The 24218-nt window shown below is 55.6% G+C and carries 20 protein-coding genes and 4 pseudogenes; 9 read left to right on the top strand and 15 right to left on the bottom strand.

The genetic code is table 11. The features are described 5' to 3' along the window. Positions 1–148 precede the first annotated feature (148 nt). Positions 149–367, top strand: a pseudogene (locus ABJF76_RS03775) (TrbI/VirB10 family protein); the annotation flags it as partial. A 201-nt stretch (positions 368–568) separates the two neighbouring features. Here the strand turns inward: ABJF76_RS03775 and ABJF76_RS03770 are convergent. The 14 genes from ABJF76_RS03770 to ABJF76_RS03705 all read right to left on the bottom strand — a co-directional run bounded on the left by ABJF76_RS03770 (position 569) and on the right by ABJF76_RS03705 (position 18271). Continuing rightward, on the bottom strand, positions 569–1885 hold the full coding sequence (locus ABJF76_RS03770) for an McrC family protein (protein WP_413822384.1): 1317 nt from the start codon (positions 1883–1885) through the stop codon (positions 569–571). Then, a complete protein-coding gene (locus tag ABJF76_RS03765) occupies positions 1885–5106 on the bottom strand; it encodes an AAA family ATPase (RefSeq protein ID WP_413822383.1) in 3222 nt (1073 codons plus the stop codon). Before ABJF76_RS03765 ends, ABJF76_RS03770 begins: the two co-directional genes overlap by 1 nt. A 5-nt stretch (positions 5107–5111) precedes the next feature. Beyond that, positions 5112–7850, bottom strand: coding sequence for a TM0106 family RecB-like putative nuclease (locus ABJF76_RS03760; protein WP_413822382.1), 2739 nt, complete (start codon positions 7848–7850; stop codon positions 5112–5114). Further along, positions 7810–8403, bottom strand: a complete 594-nt coding sequence (locus ABJF76_RS03755) for a hypothetical protein (RefSeq protein WP_413822381.1) — start codon at positions 8401–8403, stop codon at positions 7810–7812. Before ABJF76_RS03755 ends, ABJF76_RS03760 begins: the two co-directional genes overlap by 41 nt. A gap of 144 nt (positions 8404–8547) precedes the next feature. Further along, complete coding sequence (locus ABJF76_RS03750; RefSeq protein WP_348407841.1) at positions 8548–9081, bottom strand: ParB N-terminal domain-containing protein; 534 nt, start codon at positions 9079–9081, stop codon at positions 8548–8550. Between the two features lie 500 nt (positions 9082–9581). Further along, positions 9582–11045, bottom strand: coding sequence for a mannitol dehydrogenase family protein (locus ABJF76_RS03745; protein ID WP_413822380.1), 1464 nt, complete (start codon positions 11043–11045; stop codon positions 9582–9584). Then, entirely contained in the window at positions 11045–11818 is a 774-nt protein-coding gene (locus ABJF76_RS03740) for an L-iditol 2-dehydrogenase (protein ID WP_413822379.1), read from the bottom strand. The genes ABJF76_RS03745 and ABJF76_RS03740 overlap by 1 nt, the downstream gene beginning before the upstream one ends. Further along, positions 11815–12819 (bottom strand): ABC transporter ATP-binding protein, encoded by a 1005-nt coding sequence (locus ABJF76_RS03735; protein WP_413822378.1) that lies wholly within the window; start codon positions 12817–12819, stop codon positions 11815–11817. Before ABJF76_RS03735 ends, ABJF76_RS03740 begins: the two co-directional genes overlap by 4 nt. Before the next feature lie 12 nt (positions 12820–12831). Further along, the gene (locus tag ABJF76_RS03730) at positions 12832–13665 is read right to left on the bottom strand and encodes a carbohydrate ABC transporter permease (RefSeq protein ID WP_413822377.1); all 834 of its coding nucleotides are present in this window, start codon (positions 13663–13665) and stop codon (positions 12832–12834) included. Positions 13666–13675: 10 nt separating this feature from the next. After that, on the bottom strand, positions 13676–14383 hold the full coding sequence (locus tag ABJF76_RS03725; protein ID WP_413822376.1) for a carbohydrate ABC transporter permease: 708 nt from the start codon (positions 14381–14383) through the stop codon (positions 13676–13678). A gap of 411 nt (positions 14384–14794) precedes the next feature. Then, entirely contained in the window at positions 14795–16078 is a 1284-nt protein-coding gene (locus tag ABJF76_RS03720; protein WP_413822386.1) for an ABC transporter substrate-binding protein, read from the bottom strand. 114 nt (positions 16079–16192) lie between these two features. Continuing rightward, positions 16193–17248 (bottom strand): LacI family DNA-binding transcriptional regulator, encoded by a 1056-nt coding sequence (locus ABJF76_RS03715; RefSeq protein WP_413822375.1) that lies wholly within the window; start codon positions 17246–17248, stop codon positions 16193–16195. Positions 17249–17629: 381 nt separating this feature from the next. Continuing rightward, a complete protein-coding gene (locus ABJF76_RS03710; RefSeq protein WP_413822374.1) occupies positions 17630–17917 on the bottom strand; it encodes an ATP-binding protein in 288 nt (95 codons plus the stop codon). A gap of 6 nt (positions 17918–17923) precedes the next feature. Continuing rightward, positions 17924–18271, bottom strand: coding sequence for a histidine kinase dimerization/phospho-acceptor domain-containing protein (locus tag ABJF76_RS03705; RefSeq protein ID WP_413822373.1), 348 nt, complete (start codon positions 18269–18271; stop codon positions 17924–17926). Between the two features lie 136 nt (positions 18272–18407). On the opposite strand from ABJF76_RS03705, the gene ABJF76_RS03700 reads away from it, so the two are divergent. From ABJF76_RS03700 to ABJF76_RS03675, 6 genes and pseudogenes are all read left to right on the top strand, one after another. After that, positions 18408–18767, top strand: a complete 360-nt coding sequence (locus ABJF76_RS03700; protein ID WP_413822372.1) for a hypothetical protein — start codon at positions 18408–18410, stop codon at positions 18765–18767. A gap of 70 nt (positions 18768–18837) precedes the next feature. Continuing rightward, positions 18838–19077, top strand: a pseudogene (locus ABJF76_RS03695) (tripartite tricarboxylate transporter permease); the annotation flags it as partial. A 16-nt stretch (positions 19078–19093) separates the two neighbouring features. Next, positions 19094–20188: pseudogene (locus ABJF76_RS03690) on the top strand (tripartite tricarboxylate transporter permease). Between the two features lie 29 nt (positions 20189–20217). Further along, positions 20218–20400: a hypothetical protein gene (locus tag ABJF76_RS03685; RefSeq protein WP_413822371.1), complete on the top strand. Its 183-nt coding sequence runs from the start codon at positions 20218–20220 to the stop codon at positions 20398–20400. Positions 20401–20739: 339 nt separating this feature from the next. Further along, positions 20740–20982 (top strand): hypothetical protein, encoded by a 243-nt coding sequence (locus tag ABJF76_RS03680; RefSeq protein WP_413822370.1) that lies wholly within the window; start codon positions 20740–20742, stop codon positions 20980–20982. Between the two features lie 236 nt (positions 20983–21218). Next, a pseudogene (locus tag ABJF76_RS03675) lies at positions 21219–21377 on the top strand (tricarballylate dehydrogenase); the annotation flags it as partial. A gap of 8 nt (positions 21378–21385) precedes the next feature. On the opposite strand, the gene ABJF76_RS03670 reads toward ABJF76_RS03675, so the two are convergent. Next, a complete protein-coding gene (locus tag ABJF76_RS03670) occupies positions 21386–22336 on the bottom strand; it encodes a formylglycine-generating enzyme family protein (RefSeq protein WP_413822369.1) in 951 nt (316 codons plus the stop codon). A 126-nt stretch (positions 22337–22462) separates the two neighbouring features. Between ABJF76_RS03670 and ltnD the strand changes: the two genes are divergently transcribed. Both ltnD and ABJF76_RS03660 read left to right on the top strand, forming a co-directional pair. Further along, positions 22463–23368: an L-threonate dehydrogenase gene (gene ltnD, locus ABJF76_RS03665; RefSeq protein ID WP_413822368.1), complete on the top strand. Its 906-nt coding sequence runs from the start codon at positions 22463–22465 to the stop codon at positions 23366–23368. Continuing rightward, a complete protein-coding gene (locus tag ABJF76_RS03660) occupies positions 23365–24114 on the top strand; it encodes a hydroxypyruvate isomerase family protein (RefSeq protein WP_413822367.1) in 750 nt (249 codons plus the stop codon). The genes ltnD and ABJF76_RS03660 overlap by 4 nt, the downstream gene beginning before the upstream one ends. Positions 24115–24218: the final 104 nt, after the last annotated feature.

Raw genomic sequence — 24218 nt, 5'->3', positions numbered from 1 at the left:
CAAGACCAAGCAACAGAATGGCTCTGGACTTACAACAACGAGCGACCCAACATGGGCATCGGCGGCATGACGCCCGCAATGAAACTGAAAACAGCCGCCTGAATTCTACGGCTGGACCCCATTAAAAATGGGGGGATTACCGTTCCACTTAACAATCGCTTGGGACCGGATCATTCTTCCCAGTAACCAGACTGTTGAAATCAGCGCATTTGGTGGCGATGAACTGGGTCGCTTCGGCACGACCGGTTTTGTCGACAGCCGCTTTGGCACTAGGTTCGGCTCGGCCGCATTGATATCGCTGATCGGAACCTTGCCTGCCGTCGCCGCGCAGAACACAGAAGACGCGATCACCTCGGACGTGCTCGAGGGCATGTGCCGCGTTATCTGGCCATGCGCCGTGACTCTGGGGAAGAGCGTATCGCCCTTTTAATGTTTGACGGTCTTGCGCTAGACCAGTGGGTCCAAATTAGGGACGACTTATCGGTCGTCCTAAATAGGAAAGAAGTTTCGTTGAAGCCTTAGCGTTTTTTCAAATTGGGAGTGCCCGCGCAAATATAATGTGGCTGCTTCAGGCATTCGATAATGGCTCTGCCAGGGCGGGAAAGGCGATTATGTTCCTCAAGCGGGCGATCATGTTGTCGCCTTTAGCGACATCCACACTCGCGGTCTCGATGATCGTTTCCTGACCCGAAATTCGAAATTGAGCCTGAACGCCCTCCTCATCTGAAAGATCCCCGTGATACGGATAAAGCAGCGTCAGACGAGGGGCTTTGTAAAGGTGAGCGTAGGCCATCATCTGGTAGACGTCGGCTTGGGAAACCCCTTGCTTGCGATCATCAATGCGCGAGGAAATCCGCTTCCACTTGGTATCGATCACATGCACAATCCGTCCCGCATACCGGATCAGGATATCTGGCTTCGTCTGGAACACCGCGCGTTCATCGTCGACCGATGTCAGACAAAACAGCCTACCGCCCTGAAGAGCAACCCGATACTCTGTGCCTGCCAATGCGCGTGTGATCAACCGACCGACATACTCTTCGAAAAGCGCATTCATTTCGAACAGGAGCGCCGTCCCTCGGCCCGAACCGGCGCTCGTCGTTTGATAGCGATTGCGGAGAAACAGTTGTGCCATCTCGAAAAGCTCTCGCCATGCGCGGTTAGTCCGATCAATAACGACCTCGTCCCACTTCAACGCGGGAACAGAAACTTCGGTAATATCGGCATAGACGAAGGCCAGTTCTCGCAAGCGCTGTTGGTTGCTGTGGTTTCGTGACATTGTGAACAGATGCGCAACGGTTGCTTTCATAATGCGGTTCAGCGCGATGTCGTCCGACAACTCATCAAATTTGCACGCCAACCGCGAGGGGTTTGCCGCGTGGCGCGTTAACTGACGAGGCAGATCGAGTGCGCCGCGTAAGGCTGCGAGGTCATCCTCCATGGCGATATACCGTCGCGGCATGCCGCGACGAACGGCATCAGTAAGCTTGTTGCAAAATATACGAATAAGAATTTCCAAAAGGGTTTCACGCTGCCAGTCGAGTTCGGTAACCTGACCCGTTTCGATCTTGAGATCGAGCGCGACCGCAAGCATGTGAACAAGGCGTTTGCGAATGGCCGCGTTCTGCAGCAGCTCGCCACCCGGTTGATCGACGTCGATCTTGGGAAGGATTTCAAGACTGCAGCCTTCTGTCGCCAAGACTCCGACGACCCCTCGGGCCCGCAGGTCATGACGGCGCTCCTCGAGAACACCGCCACCACCCTTGCCTGCAAAAGCCGATGCCTTCGCCAGTGCTGCAAGACGTCCGGCAAAGTGCTCAGGAATACAGCCATCCCCTTCACCATGGGGCAGCGTTTCCCATTCGCGCAAGGTATACGCAGGCATTAGGCTGCAAATTCCGAGAAGTCGAACCTGTCTTTGACAGTCCACCTCAACTTATCGCCGGAGAAGTCGTCTTCGGCCATTCCCGCAGGGGCAGCAATTTGTTTCGCGTCAAGGAACCGAGAAGGGCCTTGTCCCGAGTCACCCAGAACAGCCGCAACCTTCGACCAGTCCTCATAAAAATACTCCGCCAGCAAAGGGATCACCTTGTCGCGCATGGCGCTCTCGACATCCACACGCGTCTCGCAGCCGGTGAGGTACGCGTGACCGATTTGGTGCTCTCGATCGAAGAGATACTCGATGCGTTCGTTGATCGTAGCCAGTAGCTTCTGAAGGTTGACGCCTTCCACATTCTTCGAAAGGACGGACGGGTTAGGCATCAGCTCCTGGAAAGCAAACCTGCGGCGTAGCGCCGTGTCCAAGAGCGCAATAGAACGGTCTGCCGTGTTCATCGTACCGATGACGTGCAGGTTCTGAGGCACCCCAAACGATTTCTTCGAGTAAGGAAGCGTAAGGCGGATTTCATTGTCCATCCCGAGCCGCTTGTCAGGCTCAAGGAGCGTGATCAGTTCGCCGAATACCTTCGAGATGTTCGCCCGGTTAATTTCATCGATGATGAGCACATGACTGCGGGCCGAACTGGGCTCCTTAAGAGCCGCGCTATCGAACGTAATTTCTTCCAAAGTGTCCCAATCGATACGATCCGGGGCAAGTTCGTACATTGGCTGAAAAGCGCTGAAGCTACGAGGATAGAACTCTGAACGTTGCACACCTTGTTCGTCGCTCCAAATCCACTCGACGCGGCGAGCGTGTTGTGCGCCAGTTGAATTAGCATCGAATTCGTAATCACCGGTGATCCTTCCCAAGGCGACCGCCAAGTTCTTGCCGACTGTGAGAAGAACGTAGCTTCCTTCCTCCAAAGCGCCCCTGAAATACCAAGTGCCGCTGATGTCAGCTGCGCGTCCGTCGATTCCCGGGTTGCTTTCCAGCCATTGCTGTTTGACTGCTTGAAAATCCTCATACTGAGGCGCTGACCAATCGATCCCCGCGCCAAATCCCCAAGAGATTTTATTGTCGCGTATGGCGGCAGAGAATTGCTCCTTCCAATCGGCACCGATGAGGCTGAGTTTAAAAATGCCGTGCTTTCGATTAAGATGCTGCGCTTGCCCATTCGCTCCTGGATCCAGACGCGCAATCTCGCAAATTCGTTTGAAGATGCCATCATGACATTCAAGACGAAAGCCAGCACTGGCTTCCCCTACGTCCGGGCTCTCCATATTGTCATTTCCGGTAGTTGGCCGCAGCCCTTCGACAAATTCCTCATAGGACATCGACTGGTGAAAGGTCACGAATTCGATACGTCCTTCGCTGACTAGCTTCCGATAAACTCGCATCAATGCAGCTCGCTGATCGCTGCCCCTTAATCCGGATGCAATTTGCTCACCCAAACAAAGCCGTACTGCTTCCCATGCCGTTCGATAGGTTTTGCCCGTACCTGGTGGGCCGTAGAGGATCAAGTTCACTGCAGAAGGCACTGGTGCTTTGGTTGTGTCGGTCACGGCGTCCGCCTCCGGTTGAGAATTGAGCGTAAAAGTAAAAATGGTAGAGCTGCTTGGGTTTGGTTTTGTGCTCATGGGCGGCGGCACTTGCGCCAGATTCTGGAATTTTTCACCGGCTAGCGCTTGGCAGATATTTGGAAAAGCGTCCTTCAACCCCATCGCGGCAGCGAGATCGCCAGCTCGGATAGAGATCTCCCGTGCTGTATTTTCCCGTGCGGGCTCGATGAAATAGTTCAGAGCGCAAAGCCTGATCCGGTCAGCGCCTTCCATAAGGTGCTTATAGCGTTCAGGGCGCTCGATGGGTTGATCGTCTTGATCCACGATGATGAAGCCAGCGTTGTGAAGACGTGCGGCTGCATCCGCTTTCTGTCCCCAGCCACCGTTGAGTTCCGTCTTGTTCAGAATAAAGCCAATCAGCGGTTTGGTCGGGTAGACGCGTTTTTCGCGTTCACGCGATGAGCGCACCCAATAATCTCGTGGCTCGCCAAAGGCGTTGAAGATTTCGCTATGCGACCCGTTCTTGCGGTAGCTGTCGTGGGCATCCATTGCCGCTTCGATCCGGGCTCGATCAAGCGTTTGGCTCTTGTCGGGCTCCTCGATCGTATAGTTATGGACGACCCACAACGCACTCTGAATGTCGATCATATCGCGGGGGGCAAGGCCGCGCACTTCGAAGGCCTGACGAACCGCATGCATGAACCACATCTCGTCGGTGTAGGACTGAGCAAGGGTCTCGTGCTTGGGAAATGGTGTTCCAACGCCTTCGCGCCAAAGATCTTGTCGAACCGTGTGGCGTATGTAGACCGCATTCTCCGGCCATAGATGGAAGAAGAGGAACTCACCGATCTGTCGTGCCGCGTCTTCGGTACCTTTTGGCACGGCCTCTCTCCAGATCCGTGCGAATGTGTCGAGTGCCTCAGCGTGTCCCTCGGGTGAAGCAAGAGCAGCACGCACCAATGAGGCAACGGCGGGATCAAGAAGCGCGTGGTCGGCAGTGCTTTTTGCGCTGAGCGGTTCGCTGGTGCGCCAATCCAGCAGGTTATTGGAGTCGGTCGCGGCGGCAAAGACTGCTTGTGCTATCGAGCCCTCATCGCGTGCGCTTTCCAAAGCAGGACGCAATCGACGGATCGTTGCAAGCTTGTACTCGCGTTCCGCCTCATCAAAAGCCGGATCTGGACGATCGAAGCGATCGAGATTGGGGAAGAAGTGGCGCAGGCGGTCAATCCAGTGATTTACGGCGTTTGGGTCGAGTTGCATGTCTCCCATTAGTCCCAAAGCGACTAAAGCAGCTCGAGCCCTATCTGGATCGAGATCACCCAGCTTCCATGCATCGATGTCCTGAAAGCCTTTCGACTTAAGACCGCTATGGCGACCCTCGCTGTCCTCTCCAGACGGAGGTTTCCTGTTGGGATCGAGCCCCGCACCGCGCAGAGCGGGCACATGGCTCTCATGAAACCATAAGTTGGGACGGTCATTTGTATATTCGAGGCAGAGCGGGCGGGCCTGCGGATCGATCAAAGGGCCGAGATATAGGCTTGCATCGTAATGCGGGTTTGGCTGCAATTTCGAATTTCGAATAATTTCAAACACTGCGCGGCGATTAGCTGATGGCTTTCTCTTTATTTCAAGTTCTGAAATACGGTTTGTGAAACTGCTCCAGTCCATTTTCATCATCTCTTTGGTTCCGGTTGAAAGCATTGCAATGCGCAAAGCGTATTGACCAGCTGCATTTGTTCAACTGTGTCGCATTTCGCCTCGCGCAAACGCGGAGCGCCGAAGACCAACGCTAAGGCCTTGGCACGCGACACGGTTACATTGATACGGTTGAGCGAGCACAGGAATTCCATGCCGCGCGACGTCTCTTCAGCGGTGGATGCCGTCATAGAGACGAGGCATACCGGTGCCTCCTGACCCTGAAACTTGTCAACCGTGCCGACACGAATGCCGTCGGGCAACGCATCTCGGAGAGCGTTCACCTGCGCATTGTAGGGAGCAACGACAATGATGTCGGCCTGGCACATCGGTCGCTCCGTACCGTCCTTGTCAGTCCAGTTACCCGACAACAACTCGGCGATCGTAGCCTGAATAGCCGCGACCTCTTCGATGGCGACCTGCGCATTGCCCTCATGCTGAACAGGCATCCAAAAGGCTCCTGCGAGCGGATAGCAAGTTCCCGACAAACTTTGACGCGCTGCGTCGGTGTGGCTCGTTAATCGCCCTTCGTAGACTTGTTCCGAGATGAACTGGCAGACATCGGGATGCATCCGGCGCGAAATGGGTAGGAAAATGCCCCTGTCGGGCGGCACAGTTGCATGATCCCCCAGCATCCAGTCAAGGCAGGACAGGTTTGCGGGTTTTGGGTGCGCCCCTTGAATGACCTGCGGCAACTGACGTGGGTCGCCAACCAGCACGATGTTGCGCGCGGCGCGTCCCATAGCGGACAAGTTGGCCAGGCCGACTTGCCCTGCCTCATCGACGAACAGCCAGTCGAACGCTTGCACATTCACGTCCCGGGCGAAAAAAAACGCGGTTCCGCCCACGACATGCCCACCGCTTGCGGCTTCGCCATTATCTGTGGTTCGCTGTATGGGGCAATCATCCGCATAACCGTCATCGGAGTTCGAGACCTTGTGTACCAGATCGAGCGTGATCGGAAGATCTTCGTCTTCAAGCGCGCCCAGGCAGCCCATCAGCACGTTGCGAATGGCCTCATGACTGTTTGACGCAACGCCCACGCGGGCACCTTTTCGAACAAGTGAAAGGATCGCACGAGCAGTGATGTACGTCTTGCCCGTGCCTGGCGGGCCCTGGATCGGCAGAACGGTTTGGTCCATGGCACCTACTGCTTCAATCGTACCTGCGACAGGATCGGTGACCCGCTGAAGGAGTCCGGTGGTCAGGCGCGGCGCTGCACGGGATAGTAGGTCATCAACTGCCCGGTAGGCGCGCTGGCCACACTGATCGGCGATAACGTCGCGTAGAGCGGCTCCAATCACCTTGGTATCCAGCGGCCAGTCCGGATGTAGCGTGAGACGTCCCTCCAATAGGTGCTTCTTACCTGGTCCCGCTTTGATCGTGACCTCGCGCGCGCTCCGATCCATATCCTCAATGCTAACCGACACTGGAGAACCGTCGAACACTGGAACTGTGGCCCTCTTCCCAGCCCGCAATTTCATCTCTTGCTCAGGGTAACGGTAGCGCCGTGCAAAAGAACGCTTGACCAGTTCAATAGGGCCAATCGCCTTCAGCCCAGCCATAGCGTCCAGATCGTCGATGAGATCGTCTTCATCCTTGGCGGCGCTGTCGAACACAGCCCATTGGGCAGGCTTGACCTCTCGCCTGTGGAAGAGGCCCAAATTGAAAAGCATCTCCTGCCGATTTTCCGGCAGTCCAGATGCGGAGATGCTCGCGCGCAGAGCCTGTGTCTCGGCATCTTCTTCGACTTCTTTGGATGCCGCGTTCTGACCCATCTGCGGCCATGGCCCTGCGGGGCGGATACTAACCAACCAGTTCCGCAACTCCTCAGTCGAGATGCAGTCGATCCTGTTGTAATCCTCAATCTCGTCCAAAATGTGCTGCTCACCCGTCTCGCGCCATTTCTCGTAGGCTACGACCGAACCGCCTGCTGTCTTAACCTCTCCGTCGCGTTTGCGATCGTAAAAGGCTTCCATCGACTTGATCGAATAATTTGCTTCGGATCCGATCAGCCCCCCACGAACGACAGCGAACAGATCAACGAAACGGCGTTCTCGCAGCAGTCGGTCAAGGAAGGCTTCACCAATACCGTATTTTGTGGTCAGGCGCTTGAGCGCGGTGATTTCATAAGGGGCGTAGTGATAAATGCGCGCTTGAGGATATTCCTCCAGCCGCTTGCGAAAGAACGCCAACAATTCCGCAAGAGCCCGCGCTTCGGCAGCATGATCATGTCCCCAAAAGGCTAGAAACTGCCCATCAAACCAAAGCCCATGAAGGTATTCAAGGCCGCCCTCGTAATGTGGATCGCCTTCAATGTCATAGAACAGATCGCCCGGCTGTGGCTCTAGAAGCAGATCAAAACCCTTGCTCGGCTCAGGCACGCGCAACTCAAAATCCGGTTCTCCCGTCTTGCGGGCGTGTTGGAGGCGCGCCTGAATGAACAAGCGATGGCGCGTATTCTCGGTTATGCCTCGGACAGGATGATCCAGACCCGCAAGACCCGCCAGATCCGCCATAGTAGTGATCCCCTCAGCCTCAAGCTTCTTGACCTGCCCTTTCGTGATATTTGCCACGTTGAAAAGGCTGTCCTCAAGTTTCCAGACACTTGTGCAATGATCTGCCCACCGACAGAAACTGCAGTCAGCGCAGGGCACAGGCCGGGTGAACGTTGGGCTAGCCACGAATGCCTCGAGGCGCCCTGGCAGCCCGCGCATAGTGGGCGTAGTCCGCCAACCGCAGTGTGGCACGCTCACCCGTTCCTAACTCGACATGTGCGAACTCAGGAATAGCGCCCTGAATTTCGGTCAAGAGATCGGAGTAAAGAACCAGTTGCAGCACGTGCTTCGGATGCGGTTGGCGTTTGAGTTTTGTATCGGCGACCTCGTAGCTGAACTCACCGAGAGCAGACGGGCGCTCCACTCTCATGAGGAAATCGGACCATCCACCCCAGCTGTCGGACAGGAATGCGCCTTGAAAAACCACCTCGGCCCCGCCTTCCAAAGCAACGCGTGTCGCTTCAGAATCCCGCGCCAAGCTTCCTCGTTCGATCTCTACGACGCTTTTTCCTTCGGTTTTCAGCCGCTCGAGATGAGCAGCCTCATGAGCATCGCCTTGCTTCTGCAGCAGGGCGGCATCATCAGTACCTTCGCCTTGTGTTGGCCCTTTCCCACTCAGGTGCAACAAGTCCAGCGCGATCGCATGTGCGCAGCCCATAAACCGCATGAGATCGGTTGCAGAAAAAAGAAGCCTTTTGTCAAATTTCCGCATGGGCTCCAGCAATCACCAATGAGCGCAACCCTCTGAGCGGAAACGTCTCTCGTGGTTACAGCTTCCTCAATAACATCCGTGGGTGTCAATAACTGTCGGGCTTGGCAAGCACTTGATTTTAAAAGCTATGCATCTTTAGCGCGATTACGCCCACATTAGGTTGCAATGCCGTCCCCGCTTCGCACGATCGGCAGGCTTCGAGGGGCAATAAGCGAAGCGCGTTTGCCTTTTGCGCCCAGCCGCGCTTGCGACCTCAGCACGGCTGTAGAACCACTGATCCGTAGAACCATCGCATGCCAACGCCCATGCCGCGTTCCGCCTCTCTGTCGTCGTGAACTGTAGCCGTGCCTTCCCGTTCTCCCCCATAGCCAGCAGACGTGCAGCCTTGCGGTCGCAGTGATGCACCTGAGACGGGATAGGCTTCGACCATTCCGCCCGACGGTATGCAGCGAGACGGTGATGACCATCGACCAAGACCGTTGCGCCAGTCTCAGGGTCTTCCCAAAGCGTCACCGGATCCAGCTCACGATCCTGCTTCAAGATGCCCACCAGTTCCGCCACATGGTGTTCCTGCAACCTCTCACGGAACTGCATGAGGTCAGTGCGCTCTTCGATATCCTTAAGCCTTACCTGTGCAAAATGCACTCCTTGTATCTGCACACTCTGAGTGTCCTTCATGCTGCCCCCCGCAGGTTCTCCAAGGCACCCTGAGCTGCTACCTTGAGCGTCCCCAGAGCTTTCACCTCACGGGAGCAGGCATCTTCCATTTCCCTCAACTCATACAGGCGCTGGGCAGTGATCTCGACCACCTGAGCGATAAGCGCTGACATCAGACAGCGGATGCGGCATACGAGCAGCCCGCGTCATGAGTGTTAAACGGCTCGTCCTCTGGGCCTGCAATCTTGCTTGAGGCAATTGGCACCCTGGTTCAGTTCGTCCATATTTTCGCTTCCCCCCGCTTCTCAACGACGCATGGGTCAGGTGCGCGCGCCGACCTTACGCACAAAACACCGCATTGCCATCGATCACGTGGATGAACAAAGGCCTCGCACGACAAACGTAAGGTGAAGATCCAAATCCGGAAAATCCGTCAATAAAAAGGGCGCCCACGACCAAAAATCATACAGGAATAGCAAACCATCCCATCACACCTGATAGGACGGCACATAGACCCAGCTTCAGCTTTCTAGATAACTTCGAAGCGCCGCTTCAGTGCCTTGATCCCAAACCAGGCTCAGCCAATGCGCAAACCTGTTTGAAAACCGTTGGTCTTGGCCAAGGTCGCCATAGAACTGTTCTTGGGCCAACCAATCTTGCGGGGTCGTTTTGGCAGCCTGCGCAGTTTTGACAAGGTCATCCCAGAATGGATCGTTGGGCTCAATCTGACTGCCGTCTTCGCGTGTCCCTGCGCACATCCGCGCCCAAAGTGCTTCGACGAGTGCCAAGCCGTCCAGTGCCGTGCCATCTGCAATAGCGTCGCGGATTATGGGATGTAGAAACCCCTGATGGCGAGAAGACCCGTCAAAGGCGACGCGGCGCGTTGTGTCACGGATTTCGGGATTGGCAAAACGGCCTTGGATCAGCTCGACGTAGTCAAGCGGCGTCATACCCGTCACAGCGGTGACGTGCGGTGCGATTTCATCTGCTTCGACTTTGTGAAACAGCGCAGCAATCAATGGGTTGGCCATGCTGTCTGCGATGGTATCCAAAGATAACAATTCACCGGGAGTGGCGATGATCTGGTGGCCTGCGTTTAGCAAGCGTAGCTTCATCGACTCAAATGCATGCACATCATGAGTAAAGGTCGCGCCGACTTTGTCCCAATCGGGGCGGCCTGCGCAAAACTTGTCTTCAATCACCCATTGGCGAAAGTTCTCGTGCGTAACAGGGACGTTGTCCTCAAGACCGAAGCCGCGCGCCAGCATCAGCTCATTGGGTCCCGTCGCTGGAACGATGCAATCCACCATGGAATTGGGGAAGGTCACGTTTTGACGGATCCAATCGGCCAAGCCTGCGTCGCTCATGCCCGATAGTCCCAGAATGACGTCTCGTAGGATGTCGCCGTTGCCTTGCAGGTTGTCACAACTTTGGCAGGTGAAGGGGCCTGTGCCCGCCGCGCGGCGCAGCTTAAGTGCTGCGATGATCGCGCCAAAGGCGGTCCGAGGGGCGCCGGGGTTGGCGGCATCGTGCTGGATGTCAGCATGTTCAGTGTCCAACGCGCCGTCTGCGGTCTGGTAATAGCCACCTTCGGTCACGGTCAACGCCACGATGCGGATCGCAGGGTCGACCATTTGCGTGACAAGCGGTTCGTTATTTTCGGCCACCGGTACAAAATCGATCATCGACCCGGTCACTTCGGCGGATTTACCCGACGGGTCCAGTTCGACCAAAGTCGTCAAGCAGTCTTGTGCCAGCAATTTTTCGCGTTGCGCGGCGTCGGCGGCGCGTACACCTGCGCCAACGATGGCCCAGTCGTGCGCCTGTCCTGTGTCCATAAGGCGATGCAGGTACCATGCTTGGTGGGCGCGGTGAAAGTTGCCCAGCCCGATATGCACAATGCCCGCAGACAGTGCCGCGCGGTTATAGTTTGGACCGCGCACGCCTTCAGGCAGGTTGGCAAGGTTTTCTAGATTGAGGATCATTAGCTCATCCACTGTCCGCCGTCGACGTTATACGTCTGCGACACGATGTAATCGGAATCCGGAGAGGCGAGAAATACCGCCATCCCAGTCAAATCGTCGGGAACGGCAAAACGGCCCGCAGGTACGCCCGCCTCGACTTCGGTTTTTTTCTGGCCAGGCGCTTTGCCTTCCAGCTTGGCAAACATCGCATCCACATGGGCCCAATGTTCGCCGTCCACCACGCCGGGCGCGATGGCATTCACGTTGATGCCGTGATCGATCAGGTTCAGCCCTGCCGATTGCGTCATCGAAATCACAGCCGCCTTGGTCGCGCAGTAAACAAGCACAAGTGCTTCGCCCCGCCTGCCCGCTTGGGATGCCATGTTGATAATCTTACCGCCGTGACCTTGGCCAATCATCTGCTTGGCGGCGGCTTGCATAGTGAACAAGGTGCCCGCCACGTTGACTGCAAAAAGCGAGTCAAAGCTGCCGCGCGTGATATCCACAGTTTGTGCAGCGTCAAACAAAGCCGCATTGTTGATCAAGATATCCAGCTTACCTGCTTGCGCCACGACGGACGCAAGACAGGCATCGATACTGGCCTGATCAGACACATCAAGATGTACGGCATAGGCCGCATCACCCAAACCATCAGCCGTTGCTTTCGCAGCATCATAGTCGATGTCAGCAATCGCAACGGTCGCGCCTTCGGCGATGTAACGCTCAGCAAAACCGCGCCCGATCCCGCGCGCGGCGCCCGTGATCAGGGCGGACTTGCCGTCCAGTCGTTTCATGCGATGCGCAGACCGTCCGCGCCAAAGCGGTGCAAACGCTCCATGTCTGGCGTCAGATAGATGTCGTCGCCATGAGAGGCGGCAATATCGCCGCTGATGCGCACTGTCATCATGTCCATCAGACCCGTGTTGTGCACGTGGATAAACGTGTCAGAGCCAAGATGTTCTGCCACACCGACAGTTCCCTTCCACATACCTTCTGTTTTTGACACAGACAGGTGCTCGGGACGGATGCCGATGGTGGTGGCATCATGCTTGGCAGCCTCTGGACCTTCGATCAGGTTCATTTTAGGCGAGCCAATGAAACCAGCCACAAACTTGTTGCGTGGCGCATGGTACAGATCAAGCGGGCTGCCGACCTGTTCAATCACACCAGCCTGCAACACAACGATCTTGTCGGCCATGGTCATAGCCTCAACCTGGTCGTGGGTCACATAGATCATGGTGGTTGCAAGCTTCTTGTGCAGTTCCATGATCTCAAGGCGCATGCCAACACGCAGGGCGGCATCAAGGTTCGACAAAGGTTCGTCAAACAAGAACGCCGATGGTTCACGCACAATGGCACGGCCAATGGCCACACGTTGGCGTTGACCACCAGACAATTGACCCGGTTTGCGATCCAGATAGTCGGCAAGGTTCAGCGACTTGGCAGCCGCGTCAATCTTGGCGTCCTGAATGTCTTGAGCGATCCCAGCCATCCGCATTGGAAACGCGATGTTCTTGCGAACAGTCATGTGTGGATACAAAGCGTAGGATTGGAACACCATCGCCAGACCACGTTTAGATGGCGGCACTTCGGTGACATCTTCGTCGTCGATTTGAATGGCGCCTGCTGACAGATCTTCGAGACCCGCAATCATCCGCAGCAAAGTTGACTTGCCGCAGCCCGATGGCCCAACGAATACGACAAATTCGCCGTCTTCGATGGATAGGTCCAATGGTGGGATGACTTCAACGTCACCAAACACCTTGTTCACTTTATCAAGTTGGATACGTCCCATACTCGTTGTTCCTTATTTCACGGCGCCGAAGGTCAAGCCTTGGACAAGTTGTTTTTGACAGAACCAGCCCAACACGACGATGGGGCCAACGGCAGCGGTAGACACCGCAGATAGTCGTCCAAAGAACAGGCCTTCGGGTGCACGGTTACCTTCGATCAGCTTGGACAAGGTCGCAGCGTCGATGGTGGTCAGACGCACAGTCCAATAGGCTTCGTTCCAGCAGAAGATAAAGGCCAGCAAAGCAGTGGATGCAATTCCGCCCCAAGCCAGAGGTACGAGGATTTCGCGCACTTCGCCCCATGTGGTCAGACCGTCCATTTTACCGGCTTCGATGATGTCCTTGGGGATATCCTTGAAGTAGGTGAACAGCATCCAGATCACGATTGGCAGGTTGATCAGCGTCAACACAATGATGATCAGAAAGTGCGTATCGAACAAGTTAAGGCTTTTGGCCAAAAAGATCATTGGATACAGCACAGCCGCCGCAGGAAGCATCTTGGTGGACAGCATCCACATCAGAATGTCCTTGGTGCCACGGCTGGGATCAAACGCCATCGCATAAGCACAGGGTACGCCCACGATCAGCGTCAGCAAAGTGGCCGAGACTGAGGTGATGATCGAATTGCGCGCAAAGCGAAAATAGTCATAGTTTTCGGTCATGTTGACGTAGTTTTCCAACGTCGGCGTGAACCAGATCAAGAATTCTGGCTTCACCGCATCCGCGTCGGTTTTAAAGCTGGTCACAACCATCCAGAGGATCGGGAAGAAAAAGACCAGCGCCACAACCCAAGCCAATACAGGCCATGCGACTTTGGAGAATTTGGTGGTTTCTGCAACAATTGCCATGATGCGTCCCCTATTCCATGAGTGTCTTGCCAACCATGCGCAGCAAGAAGATTGCAACGATGTTGGCGAGGATGACGGCGAAAATGCCCGTGGCACTTGCAGCACCGATGTTGTTGTTGGAGAGTTCCCCAATCAGATACGGCAGGTTTTTGTTCCCGTTACCGCGGCTGACGATTTCGATTTCCGCGTACAAAGACAGGTGGAAAATCGCTTGGATCATCACAACAATCGCAATCGGGCGCCCAAGGTGAGGCAGTGTCAAAAAGCGGAACTGTGACCACTTGCTGGCACCATCCAAAATGGCGGCCTCTTTTTGTTGTTGGTCCTCTGATTGCAGCGACGTCATAAAGATCAGTACAGCGAACGGGGTCCACTGCCATGTCACCATCATGATAACGGCAATGGAAGACGTCTGCGTTGCACGGAACGACACGGGGCTAAATTCAGGCCAGAGCGAGAAGAAGCCGCCGACAAGAGGCGCGCTTTGAAGCCCTGAGATCAGATCATTGATACTGCCAACTGCAATACCCTGAAGGCCCAGAACGGGGTCAAGGATCATGTTGATCCACAAAACCGCGTTCACCGCTGGCATTACAAAGAAGGGTGAGATCAAGAGCACGCGCACGATACCAAGCCCAACAAAGGTTCGGTTGACCAGCACGGCGATCAGAACACCCAAAATAACAGTTAAGAACAGAATGCTACAAACGATGATCAAGCTATTCTGGATAGCCAGCCAAAAGCTGTCATTGTTCCAGACAAACTGAAAGTTCCCAAATCCCCTCCAGTTATCAAAAGAGGGTGTGGTCCATTCAGGTCTACGCGTGCTGTTCAACACGTAGCGAATAAATGAAAAGAAAAGCGTCATGCTTAAAGGCACAAGCATCCAAACTAAAAGCAGTAAAACCGCGGGTGTTTGGAGTAAGCGGGGGATCGTTCTATTTGCCATGATTTCAGACTTTCAGCAGGGTGAACGGAACTAAGTGAAGAGTCGCAATATACCACGTACCACCGTCAGTTGGGTATTAACCAAAGCAGATGGGCGTGATGCGAAAACTTAATGGTAGTTTTTAGCGTTTAGAAAAGTGAAAGGCCCGGACAAGCCGGGCCTTTCCCCTAAAAGTCTGACTTAGTAGCCAGCTTCGGTCATGATCGCAGCGGCTGCAGCTTGAGCAGCGGCCAGAGCATCGTCAACCGACTTGGCACCGGAAAGGGCAGCAGCCATTTCTTGTGCAACAGCGGAACCCACTTCTGGGAACTCAGGGATCGCAGCAAACTGAACGCCTACGTATGGCTTGATGTCAGTCGCTTCAGGTGCGGCAGAGTCAATCGCTGCTTTCTCGGCAGCGGCAAAACCAGCAACTGCTTGGAACTCAGGGATCTCATATGTGGACGCACGAGTACCTGTTGGAACAGAACCCCAACCGAAGTCTGGGTGGTTGCCAACGGCTTTGATGTACTCTTTGGACGTTGCCCACTCGATGAATGCTTTTGCTTCTTCAGCATTCTCGGTGCCTGCAGGTACGGCCATTGCCCATGCCCACAACCAGTTCGCGCCCACTGGGTTACCAGCGTTTGGCGACTGAGCGTATGCAACACCGTCTACTTCCAAGAAGGAAGCGGCGATTGTCGCATCAATCCACATGCCACACTTGCCTTCGTTATAAAGAGCAAGGATCTCGTTGAAGGAGTTACCTTCGGAGCCGGGAGGGCCGTAGTTGCCCAGCAGGTCAACGTAGAAGTTGATGGCTGCTTTCCACTCGTCGCTGTCCAGCGTCGGTTTGAAGTCAGCATCGAACCATGCGCCACCAAAGGAGTTCACAACAGTTGTGATGAACGCCATGTTGTCGCCCCAACCTGGCTTACCGCGCAGGCAGGCACCGTAGACGCCGTGGTCTGGGTCGTGCATCGCAGCGGCTGCTGCTTTGATGTTGTCCCAGCTGTCGTTGTCAGCGATTGTTACGCCGGCTTTGTCGGTCAGGTCCTTGCGGTACATAACCATCGACGATTCACCGTAGAAAGGTGCCGCGTAGAGTGTGCCGTCTGCGGACAGACCGTTGCGCATTGCTGGCAGCATGTCGTCAACGTCATAGTCTGCGCCGAACTCAAGTGGTTCGATCCAGCCTGCTGCGCCCCAGATGGGTGCTTCTTGCATGCCGATGTTGATGATGTCGTACTGGCCGCCACCGGTTGCTGTGTCAGATGTGACCTGCTCGCGCAGAACGCCTTCTTCCAGCGAAACCCAGTTCAAAGCAACACCAGTTTCTTCTGTGTAAGCTTCTGCAACTTTTTGCATGTTGATCATGTGACCGTTGTTCACGATCGCAATTGTCAATTCTTTCGCGTGACCGTCAGCAGCGGCGATACCCGCTGTCAGGCCAAAACCAACCGCAGTGGTCAGCAGTGTTTTCATGATAGACATTGATGTCCTCCCTTTTTTACACGCGTCCATATTTACGACGCGGAAGACAGTTTCGTCAATCAAAACATCGAAATTCGTTGCTGCAACGCAGCATTATTAGGCAAACTATGCCGAATTGCGCATCTTCATTACGCCTTCGAATAACTTAACAGTCTGTTCTGGTGACGATTTTTCGCCACGGATGTTTTCGATCAAACAGGTGACGGCCGCCTCCCCTATCGCATCCACGTTCTGCGCCACGGTGGTCAAAGTCGGCGTCAGAAAGGGGCAAAGCGGGTAATCATCATGCCCAGCGATTCGCAAACCACCCTTGCGCATGGCGCCTGGCTCCAATCCATGGGCCGCCGCCGCCTTCAGTGCGCCAATCGCAACCCGGTCGTTCACGCATAGGATGGAACGATCCGTAAACCGCCCTTTGGAAAACTCAGCATCTAACACGGCCAAGCCATGCGCCTCGAAATGCCAATGGTCATTGATCAGTTCCGTGCCGATGACTTCCGGCTCAAGGCCCAGCTCTTCCATCTTGGAGACATAAGCGCGCTCGCGCGCCATCGCGTTAAAGTTCACCCGAGGCATTGCCAAAAAAATAGGCGGTCCGCCGACACGTGCCAAATATTCAGTCGCCAAACCAGTGCTTTGCATGTGGTCCGTACCAATAAAGTCAACTTCGGTCATGACCTCGGGCTGCGAGTCGACCATCACAAATGGTAGACGCGAACGCAGCCGTTCGTGCACTGTTAGATCGCTGTGATTGCCCAGTGGCGCCACCAACGCGCCATCCACATTCATCGACATAAATGTCTCTGCCGCCCGCGCTTCGATCGCCGGGTCTGAGTGGGAGCATTTCGTTATGACACTATAGCCAGCTTCCATGGCGGCCAACTCAATCGCTTCCAGCAATCGCGAAAAGAAAAGGTCATTCAGGTAGGGTATAATCACCCCAATCATCCCGGTCGATGCACGGTTCATCCGCGTCGCAAAGAAGTTCGGGACGTATTCAACCCGCTCCAGGCCCTGCTCAATTCGCTCTCTGGATGTGCGACTGACGCGCTCTGGATCCTGAAAATAGCGTGATAACGTGGGACGAGATACACCAATAGCAGCAGATAAATGCTCCATCGTATCGATACGCGGCTTCACTGGTTTTTGCGTTTCCGACATAGCCACTCTCTCAAAACTCCCCCGCTGCGTAAAAAATCATGAGTTTTCTTTACGCGCGACAAATAAAACCGTGGAACTTGTAAAATCCTGCACGAATGGAAAATGGAAATGCCTCCAAATCGCAGTCCGTTGCAGTGACGGATCAAGGTCCGGTCTTCAGTATGAACAGTCTGAAACACAGCTGCTCCAGCTCAGTTTATGCCAGCCCAGCGCGTTTGGTGCCAACTGTTTTTTAGATTACGGTTGATAAGACTTATAGAAACGGCGTTGACCGCAGTTAAGGACACGCGCTGGCCTCATTCTGCGCCAAAGGTAATGACATTCGGATCGAGGCCCCGGCTGTGTGATCCAAAACCTCCAGCCAACCAACATAGTTTTCGATTACCCGCGCGACAATTGGCAACCCCAACCCACTGCCCCCCTGCCCGCTTGGCCAAAGCGGCTGATCGCATCGATGTCCTTTTCTGCCGGAATACCGACACCATCATCGATGACCGTCAACACAGCCTGCCCGCCTTCGCACCGCAACGTTAGGGTGATCATACTTAGATCCGGCCCGCCATGAGTTGCCGCGTTGGTCAAAAAGTTCAAAATGGTTTTGAGCAGAATGATCGCTTCACCGCGGATCAACACCTGGTTGGTCGGTATGTCATAGATAACGCCCCCCATGCCCCGTCACAGCACATGCCCCGTCACAGCAGAGGCAACATAGGCATCGCCCACCTGACGGATCAGATGTTGGAAATCAAGAACCCGACCAGACAGCCGCATATCTGTACCGCTTGCACGCTCTAACGGCAGCAATTTGTCGGTCAGGTGGCTGGCTTCGCACGCGGCTTGCACCAACTCGGCACTGCGTGCCTTTGCGCCTCCTGGCGTAGGCGTGTTTTCAACGGCCTCAACCAAAGCCAACACCCCCGCCGCTGGGTTGCGCAACTGATGCGCCGCGTTTGAAGTGAATTCATCCTTAGAACTGATCCTGCGCGAAGTCCGACCCAGCAGCGAGTTAAGCTTGTTAACCACCCCTTGGGCTTAAATCGGAACGCGGCGGCGGATCCTCTCAAGTTCCGCGGGAGAGCGTTTGGCAATGGCATCTTCAAGGTCTAACAATGGGTGCAGGTCTTACCCGACCCCAAACCAGACCACCACCGCGACGCTGATGACCAACAGCACAATCATTGCAAACGATCGCGTCGCCGCATCGGCCACAAAGCTGCCCCGCACCTGCACGCTTTGCCAGACTGTGGCATTGAATTCGCCCGCGGTTCCCTGTGCAAAAGATGGTGTTCCTGCCAAATGGTGCCAGCAGGATGCAATCGTAACGTACACAAAGGCCTTTCAAGGGATCAAAGCACGCGCAGACTTCGCCGAAATCTCGGGCCAATATTTGGGCAACTATTCACAGATGACCGGTGAAGCCGCGACAACAACCATGGCAAGCCGCACATCTGCGCGCCCCGAAGCCAAAGAGTTCGTTGTGAATTGGTTCCAGGAAAAATACGGCGTCTCGTTGAACTAAACCTTTCGCTTTCGGAATACCCTGCTGGTTTTCGCGTGGCGTTTTACCAAACGAAGAGGGTCTCCGTATCATGGAAATTATCCTAGAGGCCCTGCCGGCGTTCGAATATGCATGGAACTTTTTCTTGCAACCTGTCGTTTTGGGCTATCTGGTCATGGGCGTCGTCATGGGTCTGTGCATCGGCGTCTTTCCCGGTCTGGGCGGCATCGCAGGTCTATCGTTGCTTTTGCCCTTCATGTTCGGGATGGAACACGCTTTGGGCCTTGCCCTGATAATCGGGATGGTGGCCGTTGTGCCGACCTCTGACATCTTTATTTCCGTTTTTGATGGAAATACCGGAATCGTCTGCGTCCCAACCCACAGTGTTGGATGGCTATCCTATGGCCAAGAAGGGCATGGCCGCGAGCGCGTTGTCTGCTGCCGCTGTTTGGCGGGATCGTCGGGGCCAGTTTCCTGACCATCTTTATCCTGATCGTCGACCCCATCGTGCAGAAATTCCGCACGCCAGGACTATTGATGATCACTATCTTCGGTCTGTCCATAGTTGGCATACTTGCAGGGCGCGTCGCGATCACGGGCATCGTGGCCGCAGGCCTTAGCATGCTTGTCGGCATCATCCGCGAAAGTGCGTCCTCAGGCGATCTGCGCATATCATCCTATGACTTTCCTTATCTCACCTACGGTCTAAAATTGGTGATCGTGGACCTTGGCATCTTTGCTATCCCCGAAATCACTTCATTACTGCGCCGCGACCGCGCAATTTCAGGCACACCGCAACTGGGCGGTGGCTGGATAGACGGGGTTAAGGATTGGGCCGCCAACACATGCTTGTCGATGCGTTGCTTTATCATAAGCGTTATCCCGGCCTTGGCGGGTCGGTCGTGGACTGGATCACCTATAGGCACGCGGTGCAAACCACGTCGGATCGGTCCAATTTCGGTAAAGGCGACGTGCGCGGCGCGATCGGACCAGAAAGTGCGAACAACGCCAAAGAAGGCCGCGGGCTGGACCCGACCCTGCTGTTCGGCATCCCCGGACCGGGGTCCATGGCCATCTTTATCGGTGCGATTGCACTGCTGGGGTCAGGCCAAATCGAAATCGGCCCGGCCATGCTGACAAACAACCTTTATATCACCTATGCTGTCGTGTGGTTGTTGGCACTGGCCAATATGGTTGGCACGCTGATCTGCATCCCGGCCTCCGGTGGTATCACCTTCGCACTGTTTGACGCGGTCTCGATCCCCAGTTTTAGCCGCGTCCGGGTATTCCCGATGTTTGTGGCGAGCGTCAGTTTGTTGGGTTGCGCATTCTTGATCGCACGCATGATGTTAAATCCGGGAATCGACACGATCTTTACCGACCTTGAAAAGAACAGCGTGTATGCGGATGCCGCCTATCGAATGTGGTCCACATTAATATAGTTCTCAGGCTTTTGCTGCTGACTTCCATTTTGGGCTCCATCATCGCACTCGCGCTGTTCCTGTTTGTCTTCATGATGCTGCGCGCCAAGGTCGGGCTGGTGTTCTCAACCGCCTATTCGGGCCTGGGCATCGCGTTTATCGATGGCATGGCGTGGCTACTGAACCGCGATTTCCCGCCCGGTCTTTTGCAGGAATACATCAACCTACCGTGACCCTTCTCATGACGCAGGCCGCAATCCCATATCTTTTGATGCGCGGCGGCACCTCGCGCGGGTCCTACCTGAATCGCGCGGACCTGCCAGAAGACCTTGATACCTTGGCAAAGGTACTGATCGCGATGGAGCTGATTGACTTTCGAGAGGGTGAAACGACCATCAACATCCGCGCCGTAAACACCGAGGCGCACGTGATCGTCCACCTTCAGACCCCAGGCGGACACGTCCATTACGGCAACGATGCGCAGATCGACGCCACCTGCACAGTCGTCGCCATGCCGATGGTCATCGCGCGCCCCGGCATCCGCCGGGGGCACAATTGCGACGTCCTACTTTATGCCGTGGAAAACCCATCCCACCATGGCCGTGTCCGGTGCGCAATGCTTGGCCTCGTGCGTATTAACGCCCGGCACCGTGGCCGATGGGTTGGTCGCGATCCCGAACGTAGTGCCTGCAACACCGACGCTAAAACATGCATCCGGGCAGATCGAGGTGGTGGTGGATTACGGCCAAACCGACACGGGGATCGTGATCAAAATCGCAGATCTCATTCACAGCGCGCACATTGGCGGCGGGTGAGGTGTTCGTTTCGCCCTAAATATGGACGGCTAAGGTCGAGTGTGCCTTGACCACGCCGTCCGCTACAGCGCGGGAGACAAAATCTTTCAACGCAGCGATCCTTGGGTCGCTGTTGACGGGCAGTACTATTGCTTGACGCACCTATGGGTCGTTTTTGAAACTCTCGTTCAAGGCCCGTTTCGCACCTACCCTGTCACGGGCGGCATCACCTTTACCTATGACGTACCTATGACGGCTTAAAAGTCGACGAAATTGGCAACGTGTTGCACCGCGAAGGGACTAAAGTTCCCAGCCTGTTTGCCTGCGGAGAACTTGCTGACGGTGTCTTCTTTGCAGAATATCCCGGTGGGTCGAGGCAAGCCTTGAGGGCCGTGTTTGACCGGCGCGCAGGTTAAGGGGCCGCTCAAACATCATAGACTAGGCGAAAGCCCTGATGCCCAGTGGAACTATCAGGCGAAGACCCACTGCGCGCCGCAATTCTGTATCGAAAGCAATAGGATATGTGACAAAGGTAAGATCCGCCTTTGTTCAACCGATACCCCGCCTTGCCTGCATGCGCACGTTTGGCTGACGCCTTAAGCGAGCGCACCTTGAACGGCTCTGATGTCCATTCCCAGACATTGCCCACCATATTAAAAAGCCCGTACCCATTAGGTTGAAATGACCGCGCAGGTGCGGTGCCGCGATACCCATCAAGGCCAAGATCTGCGTTCGGAAACTGCCCCTGCCAAATGTTGCAAGGGAAATAGTCGCGGTCATTGGGGGCCTCGTCGCCCCATGGAAATGGCACATCCCCAAGGCCGCCGCGCGCAGCGTGTTCCCATTCGACCTCTGTGGGCAATCGCCCGCCAGCCCACGCGGCAAAGGCCCGTGCGTCATTCCATGACACATGCACAACCGGATGATCGGGCTGCCATGCGTCTTCGGAACCGGGGCCATGAATGCAACGCCAATGCGCGCCCGGAACAACGCGCCACCACTCCGTGCCTGCCACCGCCTGTGTTGGGGGGGCATCATCGGGCAAGAAATTCATAAAGACAAAGGAATCGCCAAGGCGCTCAGCCTCGGTCACGTAATGCGTCGCCTCCACAAAGGCCGCAAAACGCGCATTGGTCACGGCTGTGATATCCATGCGGAACGGTTTGATTTTCTTGGACTTAAGCGGCCCCTCGCCGTCCACAGGCAGATGCGGCGTGTTGGTTCCGACAAGAGCTGTGCCACCGGGAATGTTGACTGTTTCAGGTCGCGCCTTTTCCCTTAGCCTCACACGGATCGCAACGGCCCCATCGCCGCCAACCCGCGCTGGCAAACAACAGGCTTTTTCAGCCTTAGGACTTACACTCGTCTCTGCCATTCCGCCCTCTTGCGTCCATTTTGCCTATCGTGACTCAGCACGCGCCCGAAAGACAAGACCACGCCCCCTTGTGCTTTGGCCTTTCATTGCTCAACACTGCGGCGTCACACAATAAAGGATCGCCCTATGACCACTCCCAACTGCAGCGCCGTTATCGGCCTTGGGTCCATGGGCTACGGCATTGCCCAATCCTGTCTTGCCGCTGGGCATACCACCTATGGATTTGACATCGCGCAGGCGCAGATGACACGTTTTGCTGCCGAAGGTGGGGCGCCGGGCGCACTTGCCGAAATCGCGCCGGACCTTGATGCCGTCCTTGTTGTGGTACTCAACGCCGCCCAAACAGAGGCCGTGTTGTTTGGCTCTGACGGCGTTGTACCCAACATGCGCAAAGGGTCTGTTGTTGTGGCCTGCGCCACCGTTCCGCCGGAATTTGCAAAGGACATGGAAGCACGTTGCCAAGCGCACGGCGTACATTACCTTGATGCGCCAATTTCGGGCGGTTCAGCCAAGGCAGCTCAGGGTGCGTTGTCTGTCATGGCTGCGGGCACACCCGCCGCGTTTGCCGCCGCCCGCCCCGTTTTGGATGCAACGGCCACCACCGTTTTTGAACTTGGCGACCAAGCAGGCCCCGGATCTGCGATGAAGGCTGTGAACCAATTGCTGGCGGGCGTGCACATCGCCACCATGGCCGAGGCATTGACCTTTGGCATGACCCAAGGCGTGGACCCCGCGCAATTTGTCGAGGTGATCAGCAAATGCGCTGGCTCTTCTTGGATGTTGGAAAACCGCGCGCCGCACATCGTGGCCGGGGATTACACGCCGCACAGTTCAGTCAACATCTGGCCCAAGGACCTTGGCATCGTTTTGGATATCGCCAAGTCGGCCAATTTTTCCGCGCCCGTAACCGCCGCGGCCTTGCAACAATTCATCGCCGCCGCAGGCATGGGATTGGGGGGCGAAGATGACGCCGCCGTTGCCAAAGTCTATGCCCGCAATGCCGGGCTGACGCTGCCGGGGGAAAGCACATGAAGTTCTCTGCCAACCTTGGGTTCCTTTGGGCAGACCGGCCTTTGCCTGATGCCATCCATGCCGCCAAGGCCGCCGGATTTGACGCGGTCGAGTGCCACTGGCCCTACGACACACCCGCGAGCGACGTCAAAGCCGCGCTTGACGCCACGGGCCTGTCGATGTTGGGCTTGAACACGCGGCGCGGTGACGTTGTGGGCGGCGAAAACGGGCTTGCAGCCTTGTCGGGGCGAGAAACCGAAGCCCAAGACGCGATCACGCAAGCCATCGAATACGCAGACACAATCAACGCAAGCGCAATCCATGTAATGTGTGGTTTTGCCAGCGGTGCGGACGCACACGCGACCTTTGTATCAAACCTGCGCTTTGCCTGCGCGGCGACCGACAGAACCATCTTGGTCGAACCGCTAAACCGCCACGACGCGCCCGGCTATTTCTTGCAGACCACAGACCAAGCCCGCGCGATCATCGCAGAGGTTAACAAGCCGAACCTTAAACTGATGTTTGATTGCTATCACGTTGGTCGCACCGAAGGCGATTTGACCACCCGCCTTGCAGACCTTGCCCCGATCATTGGGCATATCCAATTCGCCTCTGTCCCAGGTCGGGGTGCGCCAGATCACGGAGAAGTCGACTATTCCCACGTGTTTGAAGCCCTTGCGGATTGGCCTACGCCTTTGGGTGCCGAATACAAACCCGGCGGAGATACAGATGCAACCTTGGGTTGGTTGATGCGTTTTCGCGGTTAATTCGCGACACACAAATACTTCAATACCGACACGCAATCGCTTGATAAAAAAGAAATAATTAAAGCGCCGCGCTTTTGAAGCGCCTTTTTAAGAATACGGCTAAA

The organism is Tateyamaria sp., from assembly GCF_039940735.1.
Lineage (GTDB): Bacteria > Pseudomonadota > Alphaproteobacteria > Rhodobacterales > Rhodobacteraceae > Tateyamaria.
Note: the sequence above shows the minus strand (reverse complement) of the source record. Positions and strands in the feature narration are given on the sequence as shown.